Source organism: Labrys sp. WJW, assembly GCF_001676615.1.
GTDB classification, from domain to species: domain Bacteria; phylum Pseudomonadota; class Alphaproteobacteria; order Rhizobiales; family Labraceae; genus Labrys; species Labrys sedimenti.
In genome coordinates this window covers 136,883-150,623 of the sequence record NZ_LYXZ01000013.1, presented here as the reverse complement: position 1 = coordinate 150,623, position 13,741 = coordinate 136,883, and the positions used below count along the sequence as shown (strand labels likewise).

Genomic DNA, 13,741 nt, shown 5'->3' with positions numbered 1-13,741 from the left:
TTAATCAATTAAATAATTTAAGAAATTATCGAAAGTTAATTTTAAAATTATTTAATTTATTTTAGAAATTACGTGACAAAATCTCGCCAATTTTGAATTTATACATGATTGATGCTGGGAGGCATGGGGTAAAACATAGGGAGAAACCCACCATGCGAATCCGCCTTCTGGCTTCGTCGCTCGTCTTGTCGGGAGCGCTGTTGTCGGCTGGAATGCCAGCCTTGGCCCAGGACCAAACAGGAAAGCCATCCGGTCTTTGGCTGGCTACGGATTTTCCTGCGCTAACCGAGCGTATCGGCGACGACGCCAGGCTCGACATCACCTTATCCAACGTCAATCGCCCCCTCGCCACCGTGTCTTTTTCCCTGACCGGCCTGCCAAAGGATTGGCAATGGGAGCTTTCCGGCGGCGGCAGGCCCATTTCGTCGGCGATGGTGACCCCCGACCAAAACCAGCGCCTCACCCTGAAGCTCACGCCCCCCAAGGATGCGAAACCGGGAACCTACGACTTCATCGTACAAGGAAAGACCAATGATGGGCAGGCCCTCAGTCTGCCGATCGCCATGACGCTAGCAAGCCAGTCTCCAGCCAAGGTGACCCTGCAGCCCGATCTTCCCGCGCTTCGCGGCACGTCGAAGTCCAGCTTCGACTTCAATGTAGCGGTCAAGAATGACAGCCCTGATGCCGGGGCGTTCAACCTGATTGCCACGACACCCCCGGGCTTCGTCGCAACCTTCAAGGAGCAATATGGCAGCCAGGAATTGACTAGCCTGCCGCTAAAAGCGGGAGAGAGCAAGACACTCAAGGTTTCCATCGCCCCGCCCAAGACCATACCTGCCGGTCAATATGGCGTGGGGGTCGCTGCGACCAGCGCAAAGGCGAAAGGCGAGACACAACTTGGCCTCGACATCACCGGGCAGCCACAGATCAATGTATCCGGCCCCGACGGGCGCTTGTCCGGACGAGCAGTGGCCGGCAAGGAAACGGATGTGAATTTCACCCTGGCCAATTCGGGCAGTGCGCCGGCAAAGAATGTGGCGCTGACGGCGCGGGCACCAACGGGCTGGAAAGCCGAGTTCGAACCCAAGTCCCTCGATGCACTCGCTCCGAACGCCAGCCAGGAAGTCTCCCTTCATTTGACGCCCTCGGGACAGGCAATAGCGGGCGACTACATGGTGAACGTCCGTGCATCGGGGGACGGCGTCTACGACAACGCTGATTTCCGAGTCACGGTGGTGACCTCGACTGTCTGGGGAGCAGCGGGCCTCGGCGTCATTGCGGCTGCCGTCCTCGTGCTCGGCTTTGCCGTGACGCGCTACGGTCGGCGCTGATGACCCCGGTGATCGAGGCCAAAGGCCTCACCAAGCGCTATGGCCAGGCGATTGCGGTCGATGCGCTTGATCTCACCATCGAAGCAGGCGAGGTTTTCGGCCTGCTCGGTCCCAACGGCGCGGGAAAGACGACGAGCATCCTCTTGTTCCTTGGCTTGACCGAACCCAGTACCGGGCACGTGCGCGTACTAGGCTTCGATCCCTTGCGCGAACCGCTCAAGGTGAAGCGGAAAGTGGGATATCTGCCCGATGCCGTTGGGTTTTACGACCACCTCACCGCAAGAGAAAACCTAACCTACACCGCAAGACTGGGCGGGATTGCGACATACGAACTGCAGCCTCGTATCGATGCGGCCCTGTCGAGAGTACGCCTGAGCGATGTGGCCGACCGGCGCGTCGCAACCTTTTCCCGCGGCATGCGTCAACGCCTGGGAATAGCCGAGCTGCTGGTCAAGGCATGCGAGGTAGCGATCCTGGACGAGCCGACTGCCGGTCTCGATCCGCAGTCGACCCAGGACCTGCTCGAATTGATCGGCCGGCTGTCGCGAGAAGGAATGACGGTGATCCTTTCTTCGCATCTGCTCAACATGGTCGAGGCGGTCTGCTCCCGCGTTGCCCTGTTTCATCGCGGCAAGGCGGGATTGGTAGGGCGTGTTCCCGACCTTGCACGGCAGGTGCTTGGGGGCTTCGGTGTGACGGAAGTGGAAGCGCAGGGATGCCAGGCAGAAGCCCTGCTGGGTCGCATCGCTGGCGTCACCCGGATATCCTCGTCGGCATCCGGCGTATTGCGCGTCGAGGCTGACCGAGACCTGCGCAACGAAATCGCCAAAACGATCATTCAGGCAGGAGGTATGCTAAGCCGTCTTTCCTCCGAAAGATCCAGCCTCGACGATGTCTATGTCCGCTATTTTGAACAGGTGACCCATGCAGCGTGAAGGCTCGCCTTTTACCGGGACGTCGACTGTAGCCCTCAAAGAGGCCGCTGATCATATGACGAGCGCCAGGATGCATCTGGTGACTCTACTGGTGATTCTCACCGCGGCCGGCGCGATCTATGGCGCGATCGGTCAGATCAAGGCCAATGTCGGCGAAGATCCATTTCTCTTCCTGCGCCTGCTGACGACCGCCCGCGAACCGTTACCTTCCTTCGTCGCCTTCCTCGGGTTCCTGTTGCCATTGGTTGGCATCGCCTTGGGATTTGACGCGGTGAATGGCGAGTATAGTCGCCGGACGATGAGCCGTATCCTGTCCCAACCCATCTATCGTGACGCGCTCTTGGCGGGAAAATTCCTGGGCGGGATGACGGTCATCGGCATTTGCCTCCTCGTTCTGTGGCTGCTGATAACAGGCATGGGCATTCTCACTTTGGGCCTGCCTCCGTCGGGTGAGGAAGTCCTGCGCGGCATCGCGTTTCTCCTGGCTTCACTGGCCTATGCAGGCGTGTGGCTGGCGGTGGCGCTGTTGTTCTCGACGATCTTCCGCTCCCCCGCCACATCAGCGCTCGCGACGCTGACCTTGTGGCTGGTGTTCACCTTGTTCTGGGGCATGATCGCACCACTGGCGGCCAGCTTCATCGCTCCGGTCAATCCCTATGATCCGATGACGGCGGTCCATCAGATGGAGGTCTCGCACATGATTGCGCGTCTGTCGCCGAATACGCTCTATGGCGAGACGATCAGCGCCCTCCTCAATCCGGCAACCCGTTCCCTCGGGCTCGTGTTCATGAGTCAACTCGAGGGGGCGGTAATCGGCTCGCCGCTTCCGTTCGGGCAAAGTATTCTTTTGATCTGGCCGCAGCTGTCCGGAATGATTGCGGCGATGGTGCTGGTCTACACCATCGCCTACATCGCCTTCCAGCGCCAGGAAGTTAGGGCCTGATCGGGAAGCACAGCGCGACGGACGACGCCTCGATCAAAGCAGGTGCCGTCTCGCATTACGGCATTTTAACAAGCCAAATATATCGATATTCGATATATTTGGCTTCCTTTTTCGAACTCGTCTGGCGTCAGTGTTGGAGGACGAAATGCCCCGTAGGATCTGGCAGAATAAAAGCGCGCAGGATTGGCTTCTCGGCGTCCTTGCGCTCGCTCTTTTTGTCATGCCGTGGATTGCCGGCACCGGCGATCACGCAGCGAGTTGGAGCGCCTGGCTGGGGGCCATCCTGCTTGCCTATCTCGCCGCGGCGTCTCTTTTCGAAGCGTCGCTGTTCCAGATTTCCCAGTGGGAAGAATGGGTCACGACCGCGCTTGGGCTCTGGCTCGTTTTCGCCCCGCATCTCCTCGGCTTTGGGACGGATTTTCTCATCGCCTGGGCTCACCGCGTCATAGGTCTTCTGACGATCGCGGTGTCACTCTGGGCCGAGTGGTCATTCAGACATTCTCCGGTTGCCACCAAGCAATGACAGCTGACGTCATATCCCGTGCACTACAGCAAGGCTTCTGACCTCGACATAGCCGCCTTGAGGTCCACCTTGCTGAAAAGAGGGCGATAGCGAGCGCATCTTACACGCGGCTTTCACAGCTTCGAACTTGCCATCCTCGTTCAACCGATCATTTACCTTGGCAGCGACTCTGGCTTCGCCCCGATTGCCAATCTATATCGAATTTCGATATAGATTGGCTCGCTTCTTACACGGGCAGACGACCTCCTTAGGCAACGCAGGTCCCGGGCCGAGCCGCGCACTCGCGTCGACGCTCTCAAGTGGTCAATGCCCCCTTTCTTGCAAGGAATCCACGGAATGCCGGCCGCCAAACGTGTGCCTCGTTGCCCAACGAAGATCACGGCCTTTATGCCTGCCAAGATGCGATGGCGTCGTTATTTGATGTGGCCTCGGCTCCTTGCGGCCATCGCTGTCCTAGTCGGAGGAAGTTTGGCGCCCGCAATGGCGGCATCGCCGCAGCTTATGGGCACATTCGGGGACTGGAAGGTCTACTCGGTGGAGGGGTCGAACACCCTTGATTGCTACGTACAAGCCGTTCCGAAAGTAAGAAGCCCCGATGGCCTGCGCCGAGATCCCGGCAGCATGTTCGTCACCCATCATGCGGGAAGGGCTGCAATGCCAGAAATTGCTGTCTCCCTGGGATTTTCCCTCCGGACAGGAAGCTCGCATAGCCTCCAGATCGGAGGACGCAGTTTCATGGTCTATGGGAAAGGCGAGAATGGCTGGCCGCAAAACGACGGTGATCAGGGCAGGATTGTCGAGTTGATGAAAGCAGGCCAACAACTGACCATTGTGGCGTTGACTGGCCGTGGACATCGCAACATCGATACTTTCTCGCTCACTGGTTTCACCAAAGCCTGGGATCTGGCATCGCGCAATTGTCGCTAGGCGCTTTCGGTCCCGAGTCGATCGGGATCGAAGGCAAGATCGCGGGCAACAGCGCCCCATTCGATTGGCAATCATCACCGTTGAAGGCGGAGCATGCCCATGCAAGCCCATTCACCGTATTTGCCTCTCAACAGCCTGAAGCAACTTGCTGAAAACGTATGGATCGCCGACGGTCCGGAAATACACATGCGCAGTCTTGGACTGACGATACCTTTTCCCACACGCATGACGGTGATACGCCTGCCATCTGGTGAGATCTGGGTTCATTCACCCATCGCCTGGCACGATTGTCTTGCAGCCGCAGTGGCGCAACTGGGCCGCGTAACCTGCCTCATTGCTCCCAACACATTGCATTATTGGCATCTGCCGGATTGGCAAAAGGGCTTCCCGGCCGCCCGTAGCTATGGCCCTCCAGGCCTCGTCGCCAAAACACGTCGCCCGACAAGAATCGACGAAGAGCTCGGTGAGACAGCGCCTCGAGCATGGGCAGACTCAATCGCGCAATGTCTCGTGTGCGGGACCTTATTGACGGAGGTCGATTTCTTCCATCGTCCCAGCCGGACCTTGATACTCACGGACCTCATTGAGAATTTCGAGCCATGTCGAATCCACGCTCGATGGTTGCGCTGGGTCATTCGGCTCGCAGGCGCATCCGATCCAGACGGGAAGGCGCCCTACGACATGCAGTTGAACTTCCTGGGACATCGGCATCAGGTTCGTTCGGCGGTTCGACGAATGATCGAGTGGAACCCCGAGCGAATTATACTCGCACATGGGCGCTGCTACGACCGCGATGGCCTTAACGAACTCAAACGAGCTTTTCGTTGGGTACTCTGACGACTTGTCGATCGAATATCTATCCCTGCCCTGTTGATTCCGGTTTTTGAGGCGCCGGACGAAGGGTAAAGGCCTTGGACAAGGCGTGATAGAGCCGCTGCGGGCAGACGAAGGCCGACACGCCATCCGCGATAATCGCGGTCGCCAGCAGCGGCAGGATCATCGCGCGACTGTCCGTCATTTCCGCAATGATCAGCACCGCAGTGAGCGGCGCCCGCACGACACCGACGAAGTAGCCTGTCATGCCCAAAATAACGACCGCTCCAAGTGGTTCGCCGGGGAAAAACAGCGACAATAGATTGCCGACACCCGCTCCGGTAGCCAAGGAGGGGGCAAAGATGCCTCCGGGAACACCACTGAGCATGGTTATCAAAGTCGACAGAAACTTCGCAGGACCAAACCACAAGGGTTGGGACTGCGACTCGACCAACATTTTGGCAGAATCATAGCCCGCCCCCCAGGTCTCGCCACCTGTCACGATGCCAAGCGCAGCGATTGCAAAACCACACCCGGCAGCCAACGCGATCGGCCGGGAGCGCATAAAGGCAACCGGTCGCCAAGAGGTGCTGCCAAAGGCGATCACCGCTTGCGAGAAGAAGCCTCCGAATAGCCCACCAATGACGCCGGCCGCCAACGAGACGACCAAAGCCAGACGGAACGCGATCATCTGATGGACGGCGCCGAAGTAAACATAGTCACCAGCGATTCCCTGACTGACCAGCCCGGAGATCATGACCGCTGCCATGGCAAGGAGTGCCAGACGTTGCTGATAGGACGCGGCCAGTTCCTCGATGGCAAAGGCAACACCGGCAAGCGGAGTATTAAAGGCCGCCGATACGCCGGCGGCTCCCCCCGCGATTACCACAGCCGATGAAAGGTCGATCCTGAGTGTGCGGTGAACATAAGCCATGATCGCGGCGCTGACCTGAACGGTCGGTCCCTCGCGCCCTACGGAAGCGCCGACCAGCAGGGCGGCAACGGTTCCTGCACATTTGAAAATAGCGGTTTTCATGGAAATGAGGCCCGCGCCAATCGCTCGCCGCGGATCCGCCGCCCCGGCGACGACCTGAGGGATACCAGAGCCACGCGCGGCAGGCGCGAGGCGTTGTGTGAGCGCCACGAGTGCCGCCAGCCCGAGTGGTGTGATGATCAACGGTGAATAGGGGGCCCGATCAACGAGTAACAGGAACAAGCGCGAAGCCTCGTCTGCAAGCCAGGCAAACGCAAGTGCGACGAGCCCGAGCACGACGGCTCCAACCGTGGTTGCCGTTCGCCGACGCAACAGCAGGGGCAGGCCCCTTGCTTTCACCCGAAGGCCGCCTTTGCCCCCTCGCAAAGGCTCGTCAGAACGATATGGTGGGTGCTCCCCTTGTAATTTGGCTGGCACGACTTGACCTTCTCCAAAGCAAGAGCGACCAGAGTCCTATAGCCGCCGATAATGCATCGAAGTTCGATATACGCCGCCGAGAGGGGCACCTCAAGCCGCGATGCCAGTTGTGTCTGGGAGTAAGTCATGACCGAGGACAAACGCCCTTCGCGTCCCGCCACCAAGCGTTCGACGGGGAAAGAGAGCGAGGTGAACTACGATGCTCTGGCCCGGTTTCGTTACGAAATCAGAAAATATCTCGCCTTTTCGGAGGACGCCGCAGCGAAGGCCGGGGTTACACCTCATCAGTACCAAGCCTTGGTTGCAATCAAGGGCTTCTCACGCCACGAGCCTCTATCAGTGGGCGATCTTGCCGAGTTGATGTTCATTCGCCATCACACGGCCGTTTCGCTTGTCAATCGAATGGCCAAGCTCGGCCTGCTTACGCGCGTCCCTGATTCCCACGACAAGCGACGGGTGTTCATTTCACTCACCGATATCGGAGAAGAGCACCTTCGCTCGCTCGCCTCCGTCCACGTCGAGGAACTGCGGCGTGCCGGAGCGAATTTCGTTGGGACCCTTCAGGATCTGATGCAGCCACCTCAATAGGCTGTCTCCGCGGGCTAAGTTCGGGATTCACTTAGCCAAATCCACTCGTCAGCTTCCTCCTGGCGACTGGTCAGTCACATCCGATCCCGACAAGTTTTGGCGTGCTTCACTCAAGATGCCTGGAGACACAGGCATCACCCCCAGCCTGACCCGCTCAATCGACACCGTCATGTCGGTATGACCAGGTTTCCGTCAAAACGTCCTTGCCGGATCTCAGAAATGCCCTCAACTCGGTACCGCCAACCATAGGCAGTTCTACATCGAAGGAAGCACGAATGCCGGCAATCTCAGGGTTTCGTTGCACGCTGCTTCGAATGACCTGACCGTCCGATGCCCATGCAACGAGTTTAACATTGGCAACATCCAGATTTTTGGAGCCCAAGGCACCGCCTCGAAAATCAAGAATGAAGCGGATCGTTTGTTCCCGTCCCTTCGCCGTCGCAACGCCCGCCTTGGACTCGAACGTGCCAACGGAGCGACCGCCGCCGTGTAGGGGGCCTACCGCGGAGATGAGTGAATAGCTGAAATGGCTCTCGCCACCAGCGGCAGGTTGCTCGTCAGGAACCCAGCACGCCACGATATTGTCTTCGCTCTCCTTGCGAGCGTGAAGCTCGGTCAACACCACCCTGCCGCTGCCGAGAGCGTGTCCAAAATCCACCCAGTAACTTGGTCGCGCATGGTAGCGGGCCTCCAGGTCCTCATAACTGCGAAAAACACGATCGCGCTGGAGCAATCCGAAGCCCTGAGTCCCGCTGTCGACATACGAAGACATCGACGATGAAGGTGGATTTCGAAGAGGGCGCCAGATCCACTCGCCCGATCCGGAATGAATGGCCAATCCATCGGAGTCATGAACCTCCGGCCGGAAATCGCGGGGTTTCCGAAGTGTGTTTTCACCAAAGAAGAACATCGATGTCAGTGGCGCGACGCCCATGCCTGACAGATTTCGACGGGGGTACAGCGTCGCTCGCACATGCAGTTGCGTTGCAGTCCCAGGAGCCAGCTCGAATTCAAAGCATCCCGTTACCGAGGGGCTGTCAAGCAAGGCATAGATCGCAATTGCGTCTGCATCAAAGGCCGGCTCCCGGATCCAAAACTCTCTGAAATAGGGAAATTCTTCGCCAGGTAAGCCCGATCCGATCGACAGCCCCCTGGCCGACAACCCATATTGTTGGCCTCTGCTCAGAAATCGGAAGTAGCTTGCTCCGAGGAAGGATATGACCTCATCGAACTTGGTGTCGCTGTTGAGCGGCCAAAGAATGCGGATTCCTGCAAATCCAATTGAGCTAGGGAGAGAAGCAAATTTGTCGACTTGGTTTGACTTGAAGTATGTCGGGGAATAGGCGACGGGTTGGACGATAGTCCCTTTCACGACATTCACGTCGACTCGACGCTTGAATACACTGCCCCGGTGAAACATTTGAAGCCGAAAGCGTGACGGTCCATCAGCGAGGAGCGACTGATCTGTGACAAACCGGATGCTTCGATATTCGTCGTAGTTCAAGTGATCAAGCCAAGATGGCAGATCGAATGAGGGCGGTACGTGTTTTTCGCGGCTGAGTGCCCTGGCCTTGGCCTTGACCACATCGACGCTGAAATCATTTGCGCCCTGGCGCACATCTACAGCGCCTATGCTTGTGATGGCAACCAGGGAGGCGCCTGCCAATTGCAGAACGCCTCGCCTGCTCATGAGCTCGGACTGCTCCTCCGAGCTCATTTTCCGAGATTCCATTGCGCTATGCTTTCGCCTTGACGGCTCTGCTCCGAGCGATACGACCACCTAAGCCGTTCGCCTTGGCAAGTTCGGTGCGTCGCCTCGCGTAGTTGAAAGCAACAGTAGGATAGTTTGCCGGCAGATTCTATTTCTTCTTATATTCTTCAATAGTCATATTGTAGTGAGATTGTAGATGCCTCTTTAGAGTCTTAAATTTTAGACCATCCTCCAGACAAACGATGTAGTCATTTGTTACCGATCTTTTGATCGGAACCGCTGGGATTGGCTTCGAAGGCTTCTCGATCACTGCGCCATTCATCGCGATTTTGTCGAAAGCAGCCGCGAGATCGCATATGAGCGTCGGTAGTGAACTAGCCTCTACCTGATTGGATGAGACATAGCTTCTTGTGATTTGAGCTATCCTTCGCGCGGTCTGCAGAGATCTGTCGGCGGTATTCTCGACGTCAGCCTCGATCGTCTCCTGATCGCTTCGATCCATGGTCCCCTCCCCTTTATTCGTGCCGTTCACTGCCGCAGATCATGATTTCGACGATTGTTTTTGGTATTGGCCGGTCGGATGCGTGTCATTCATCGGCAGGCCGGCGATTCAGCCAGATCGCCCAAAGCGAGATAGCCATTGTCATCGCTCCGATCCCCCAAAACGTAGTTGTGGCGGCGATGCCAAAGGGCTGCCCCACGGCTTCCGGCCCGAACAAGAGTCCTGCTCCCAAAGCGGCGCAAAGCCACTCCTCCCAATCTTCGCCGCGGGAGAATGTCGCTGCAAATCCCAGATAGGCAATGAACAGAGAACTGAACCAGGCAATCCAGGCCGACGGTCTGGCAGCAAACCCAAAGAACCAAGGCGACAAGAACAAGGCGGTTGCCAGTCCGACCAGTGCCCAATCCTGTGCTTTTCTATTGAATATTATCGACCGCCACACGCCCCCTCCACATAGCGACATAGAAACTGCACACGTCAAAACTGTATCGATAGTCGATATAATGGCCGAGTTAAATTTCGTTAATTGAAGTCGCTTTTGGCCAATCTGACTGGCGCATGTGAAAGCGTAACAAAGGGGAAGAGGCCCGCTACGGGTTTCTATGGATCAGGGACAGAATGCTCTCGTCCACCAGAGCGGAGCATGGCAAACAGCACCACCCTTGCGACATTGCCGGTTTTGGTCACATCTGCTCGCATGGAAACAATGGGGCTTGTCGTCCAAGCTAAAAACTGGTCGCAGGCAGAACGGAGCGGCCATATTGCCGCTCCGTCCCGTCCTCCCACTCGGCAGTCGACACCGCTCGCCACCTCCACGATATAATGCCTGGCCCTGTCTCCCCTACTCGGCCCTGCGCGTGAAGATAGCCGTTGTCACTGCTCGATATTTATATCGAAGATCGATATTCCGAACCAGTTACAAATTGCGTATCGATCCGCGAAGAGCCCCAAGACAGCTCGTTGTCGAAATCGTCAGACTGTCTGAGATCGCTGGATGAGTCGTTTACCCTGCATATTGGCAATGCTGTTGCCTTTGTTCGTCACATCGGCGCATGCCGGCCGCAGCGAGCAAGCGCACCTTGCATTACAAGCCTGCGTGGCTCTCACTTTTGATGTGTGCATGCCACATTCTTCGTTGTCGGCAAACGGCTCGCCTATTCGCCTGGTCTGGTAAGACGAGCTTTCCAAGAGGGGCATGAGATTGGCAATCATACCTTTGATCACCGGCCTCTTACGAGCCTAACGGATGGCGAGATCGTTGCCGAAATCGAGCTGACGGACGAGGCCGTCATGGCAGAGATTGGCCGACGTCCAGATGTGATCCGCGCACCATGGGGGCTTGCCGACACGCGGGTTGCAGGCGTTGTCACGTTAACTGCGGCGTGGCGGCAGTCGGTGTAGATGGGCTTGCATGAGCCAGCCGTCCGTCAGCTACAAGCGCCACCGGTTTCCGCCTTCGGCTGTATTTTCGCTTTCCTCTGAGCCTGCGCCTGGTGGAGGAGATGCTGCTGGAGCGCGGCATCGTCGTTTCCTATGAGACCGTGCGGCGCTGGGCGATGAAGTTCGGGCGGGATTACGCCCGCCGCCTCAGGCGCAAGAGGTCGAGCCCCCGCGACATGTGGTACCTCGATGAGGTCGTTGTCAGTATCGGTGGCAAGAAGCACTGGCTGTTGTGTTTCGGCACGCGGATTTCACGCCGATCGGCATCTCAACACATTGATATAAAAGGAATCAGCGGGATCCTGGGCGATGCCGGTTCACATTCGGGCCAGTGGTGGCTTTGGAATGCCCTGCGGATGAGCCGTTTCGCGGCCGCCAGATCCCGATACTCGCTGAAGAAAAATTCGACCGTATCCGCCGACACTGTCGACGGCTCGATACAGATACATCCAAAGCCCGCCGACCCGAATGTGAGTCTCGTCGATATGCTATCGTCTCGTGACAATCCGCTTGCGCTGGTTGAACCCTTAAGCGACAGGGGCGGGAACTGGACGACCTAGCGATGAACGGTGGAGTAATCTACCAGGATGCTCCGCTCGGCCGGCATCTCTTCCAGATCGCGAAGGCTAAGGTTGCAGGCCAGATACCAGCGAACACACAGTAGGATCACTGCTCGGTCGAAATGGCAACCCACGGAACATCGCAAGCTCCTCGAAAATCGGAGGAGTTAGTTGCTGGACAGAGATTGCCATTCCATTTGCGGAGAACCGGTCGCCCTCAAGATGCATCCGCCAGCTCTATAAATCGAACGTCGGAAGCCTTGCCCCCCGAACTACAAGTCCTGTGTCGAACTGGGATAGCATGCAGCACAAGAGATCCAGCGGTGTCAGGTGACTGGCCAGATTTCTTGTAGCTTTTCGCCAGCCAGGATCCGCCGACGAGCCTCGGCCTCGTTCTGACCCAGGGCGTCGGCAGCATCGGCGACGTCGCGCAGGCGTTCCCTCGGGATGGCCACGACCCCATCGATATCGCCGAAGATCACATCGCCGGGGCTGATGGTGACATGTCCGATCCTCACGGGGATCTGGGACTGTTTCGGTTCCTTCTTTCCGGTGACGCCGACGGGGCTGGCCGCCGTGCCGAACAGCGGGTAGCCAAGCGCTCTCACCTGAGCGAGATCGCGCACTGTTCCGTTGACGATCGTGGCGGCGGCGCCATGAACCTTGGCTCCCGAACTCATCAATTCCCCTGAGCAGGAGCCTCCGGCGCAGGATGCCTCGCAGACCAGGATGCCTCCTTCCGGAACATTGTCGATGGCCTTGTGATAAACGTCCTGCGGCTCGCCCTTGCGGTCGGAGGGCTCGAACTGCACCGTCACCGCGGGACCGCACACCACTTCACCCGCCTGCAGACTGCCAAGCAGGGAAATGCCTTCAAGGTGGCCCCACAGGCCCAGATGCTCCATCGAATCGTGCACGTCGCCGGAGTACCACTTGCGCAGGCGGGCGATCGAATCCCAATCGGTGCCGGTATAGTCGAAGTCAGGCATTGTTTTCTTCTTTGCGGTTGGCGTTTTCTATGGCGACGCGGAGATATGCGGCGCTGTTGTCGATCTGGGCACGCAGCAGCGCCGTGGCGCCCGCTTCGTCGCGGTTGCAGATCATGGTGTAGATGTCTTCGTGCTCGGCATAGGCCGCTTCCAGCGACTTGGTCGGCACACGGCTGGAAACCGCGATGGCATCTGTGATGAGGCCGTAGAGATTGTCGTAGAACAGCGAGAGGATTTTGTTTCCGGCCGAACGGACGAGAGCGAGATGGAAGGCTGCGTCCTGCACCGTGAAGTCGGTGAAGTCGCCAGCGTCACGGGCGCGGCGCATGCCGTCGAGGGCCGCCGTCACTTCCTCGTTCACGGGAGTTTCCCGGCCCGTCACGATACCCAGTACCTCCGTCTCGATCATGCGGCGCGCGACCATCAACTGCAGGAGATAGTCGGGATCGCTGGAAAGAAGCTGGCGGACCGTGACGGCCAGCGTTCCCATGAACTCGCCGACGTCCGCCCGTACCACACTGGTGCGTCCGCCATGCCGGCGCCGTACCAGGCCCTTGGTCTCGAGTATCTGCATCGCCTCGCGCACCGAACGCGTCGAGACGCCGAATTCGCGGGCGATGTCGCCTTCCGAGGGAAGATGTTCGCCGATCCGCAGTTCGCCGGACAGGATCTGCGCCTCGAAAGCAGTGGCGACCGAAGAGTGCAGCTTATCGCGACTTTTGTTGTTGTTCGTGGACATCCAGGCCTTCTTCATTGGGCGACAATTGAATTCGCACCTTAAACGCGGACCGACCCGACGCTAATCCGTCGGTGCCCCTGAGGTTGCCGTGGCAGCGAAGATCCACTGCGCTGGCCTCGCATACCGGCCGAAATTGATTCTGCGTCCTGCAAACCTGCCTCCCGCTCCGGTGCGGCCGCATGCCGGGGTGCGCCGCCTTGCCACGGGCGGCTTCAAGGAGGCCGCGCGCTTAAGTTGATTGACAATAACTCATGACATAAGTCATATGTCAAGAGCGGGTTGGCCAACGCAGCCGCCCCGAAAACAACCGCGCCGGGTCTTCGATCCCG

The 13,741-nt window shown here is 58.2% G+C and carries 14 protein-coding genes and 2 pseudogenes; 9 read left to right on the top strand and 7 right to left on the bottom strand.

The window, feature by feature from the left end:
- Positions 1 to 104: 104 nt before the first annotated feature.
- The 6 genes from BA190_RS08445 to BA190_RS35175 all read left to right on the top strand — a co-directional run bounded on the left by BA190_RS08445 (position 105) and on the right by BA190_RS35175 (position 5,496).
- The gene (locus BA190_RS08445; protein ID WP_082979573.1) at positions 105 to 1,331 is read left to right on the top strand and encodes an NEW3 domain-containing protein; all 1,227 of its coding nucleotides are present in this window, start codon (positions 105 to 107) and stop codon (positions 1,329 to 1,331) included.
- Positions 1,331 to 2,266: an ABC transporter ATP-binding protein gene (locus tag BA190_RS08440; RefSeq protein ID WP_068285129.1), complete on the top strand. Its 936-nt coding sequence runs from the start codon at positions 1,331 to 1,333 to the stop codon at positions 2,264 to 2,266. Before BA190_RS08445 ends, BA190_RS08440 begins: the two co-directional genes overlap by 1 nt.
- Positions 2,256 to 3,209 (top strand): ABC transporter permease, encoded by a 954-nt coding sequence (locus tag BA190_RS08435; protein WP_068285127.1) that lies wholly within the window; start codon positions 2,256 to 2,258, stop codon positions 3,207 to 3,209. Before BA190_RS08440 ends, BA190_RS08435 begins: the two co-directional genes overlap by 11 nt.
- 145 nt (positions 3,210 to 3,354) lie before the next feature.
- Positions 3,355 to 3,732, top strand: a complete 378-nt coding sequence (locus BA190_RS08430) for an SPW repeat protein (protein ID WP_068285125.1) — start codon at positions 3,355 to 3,357, stop codon at positions 3,730 to 3,732.
- Positions 3,733 to 4,212: 480 nt separating this feature from the next.
- The gene (locus BA190_RS35795) at positions 4,213 to 4,659 is read left to right on the top strand and encodes an invasion associated locus B family protein (RefSeq protein ID WP_156771412.1); all 447 of its coding nucleotides are present in this window, start codon (positions 4,213 to 4,215) and stop codon (positions 4,657 to 4,659) included.
- A 93-nt stretch (positions 4,660 to 4,752) separates the two neighbouring features.
- Positions 4,753 to 5,496 (top strand): DUF4336 domain-containing protein, encoded by a 744-nt coding sequence (locus BA190_RS35175; protein ID WP_202908443.1) that lies wholly within the window; start codon positions 4,753 to 4,755, stop codon positions 5,494 to 5,496.
- Positions 5,497 to 5,515: 19 nt separating this feature from the next.
- Here BA190_RS35175 and BA190_RS08420 read toward each other — a convergent pair whose 3' ends face one another.
- Positions 5,516 to 6,742 carry a chloride channel protein gene (locus tag BA190_RS08420; protein ID WP_202908442.1) on the bottom strand — a complete coding sequence of 409 codons (1,227 nt, stop codon included), beginning with the start codon at positions 6,740 to 6,742 and terminating at the stop codon, positions 5,516 to 5,518.
- Between the two features lie 267 nt (positions 6,743 to 7,009).
- Between BA190_RS08420 and BA190_RS08410 the strand changes: the two genes are divergently transcribed.
- On the top strand, positions 7,010 to 7,471 hold the full coding sequence (locus tag BA190_RS08410; RefSeq protein ID WP_068285119.1) for a MarR family winged helix-turn-helix transcriptional regulator: 462 nt from the start codon (positions 7,010 to 7,012) through the stop codon (positions 7,469 to 7,471).
- Positions 7,472 to 7,625: 154 nt separating this feature from the next.
- Here BA190_RS08410 and BA190_RS08405 read toward each other — a convergent pair whose 3' ends face one another.
- The 3 genes from BA190_RS08405 to BA190_RS08395 form a co-directional block, all read right to left on the bottom strand.
- Positions 7,626 to 9,188, bottom strand: coding sequence for a glucan biosynthesis protein (locus tag BA190_RS08405; protein WP_068285117.1), 1,563 nt, complete (start codon positions 9,186 to 9,188; stop codon positions 7,626 to 7,628).
- Positions 9,189 to 9,330: 142 nt separating this feature from the next.
- The gene (locus BA190_RS08400; RefSeq protein WP_371260302.1) at positions 9,331 to 9,684 is read right to left on the bottom strand and encodes a MucR family transcriptional regulator; all 354 of its coding nucleotides are present in this window, start codon (positions 9,682 to 9,684) and stop codon (positions 9,331 to 9,333) included.
- A gap of 85 nt (positions 9,685 to 9,769) precedes the next feature.
- The gene (locus BA190_RS08395) at positions 9,770 to 10,126 is read right to left on the bottom strand and encodes an SPW repeat protein (RefSeq protein ID WP_082979571.1); all 357 of its coding nucleotides are present in this window, start codon (positions 10,124 to 10,126) and stop codon (positions 9,770 to 9,772) included.
- 674 nt (positions 10,127 to 10,800) lie between these two features.
- Between BA190_RS08395 and BA190_RS37185 the strand changes: the two genes are divergently transcribed.
- Both BA190_RS37185 and BA190_RS08390 read left to right on the top strand, forming a co-directional pair.
- Positions 10,801 to 11,085 carry a polysaccharide deacetylase family protein gene (locus BA190_RS37185; RefSeq protein WP_082979570.1) on the top strand — a complete coding sequence of 95 codons (285 nt, stop codon included), beginning with the start codon at positions 10,801 to 10,803 and terminating at the stop codon, positions 11,083 to 11,085.
- 10 nt (positions 11,086 to 11,095) lie between these two features.
- A pseudogene (locus tag BA190_RS08390) lies at positions 11,096 to 11,354 on the top strand (IS6 family transposase); the annotation flags it as partial.
- Positions 11,355 to 11,446: 92 nt separating this feature from the next.
- Here the strand turns inward: BA190_RS08390 and BA190_RS36575 are convergent.
- The 3 genes and pseudogenes from BA190_RS36575 to BA190_RS08380 all read right to left on the bottom strand — a co-directional run.
- Positions 11,447 to 11,818, bottom strand: a pseudogene (locus tag BA190_RS36575) (IS6 family transposase); the annotation flags it as partial.
- A gap of 192 nt (positions 11,819 to 12,010) precedes the next feature.
- Positions 12,011 to 12,673: an RraA family protein gene (locus BA190_RS08385; RefSeq protein ID WP_068285112.1), complete on the bottom strand. Its 663-nt coding sequence runs from the start codon at positions 12,671 to 12,673 to the stop codon at positions 12,011 to 12,013.
- Positions 12,666 to 13,412 (bottom strand): FadR/GntR family transcriptional regulator, encoded by a 747-nt coding sequence (locus BA190_RS08380; RefSeq protein ID WP_162275069.1) that lies wholly within the window; start codon positions 13,410 to 13,412, stop codon positions 12,666 to 12,668. The genes BA190_RS08385 and BA190_RS08380 overlap by 8 nt, the downstream gene beginning before the upstream one ends.
- Positions 13,413 to 13,741 lie beyond the last annotated feature (329 nt).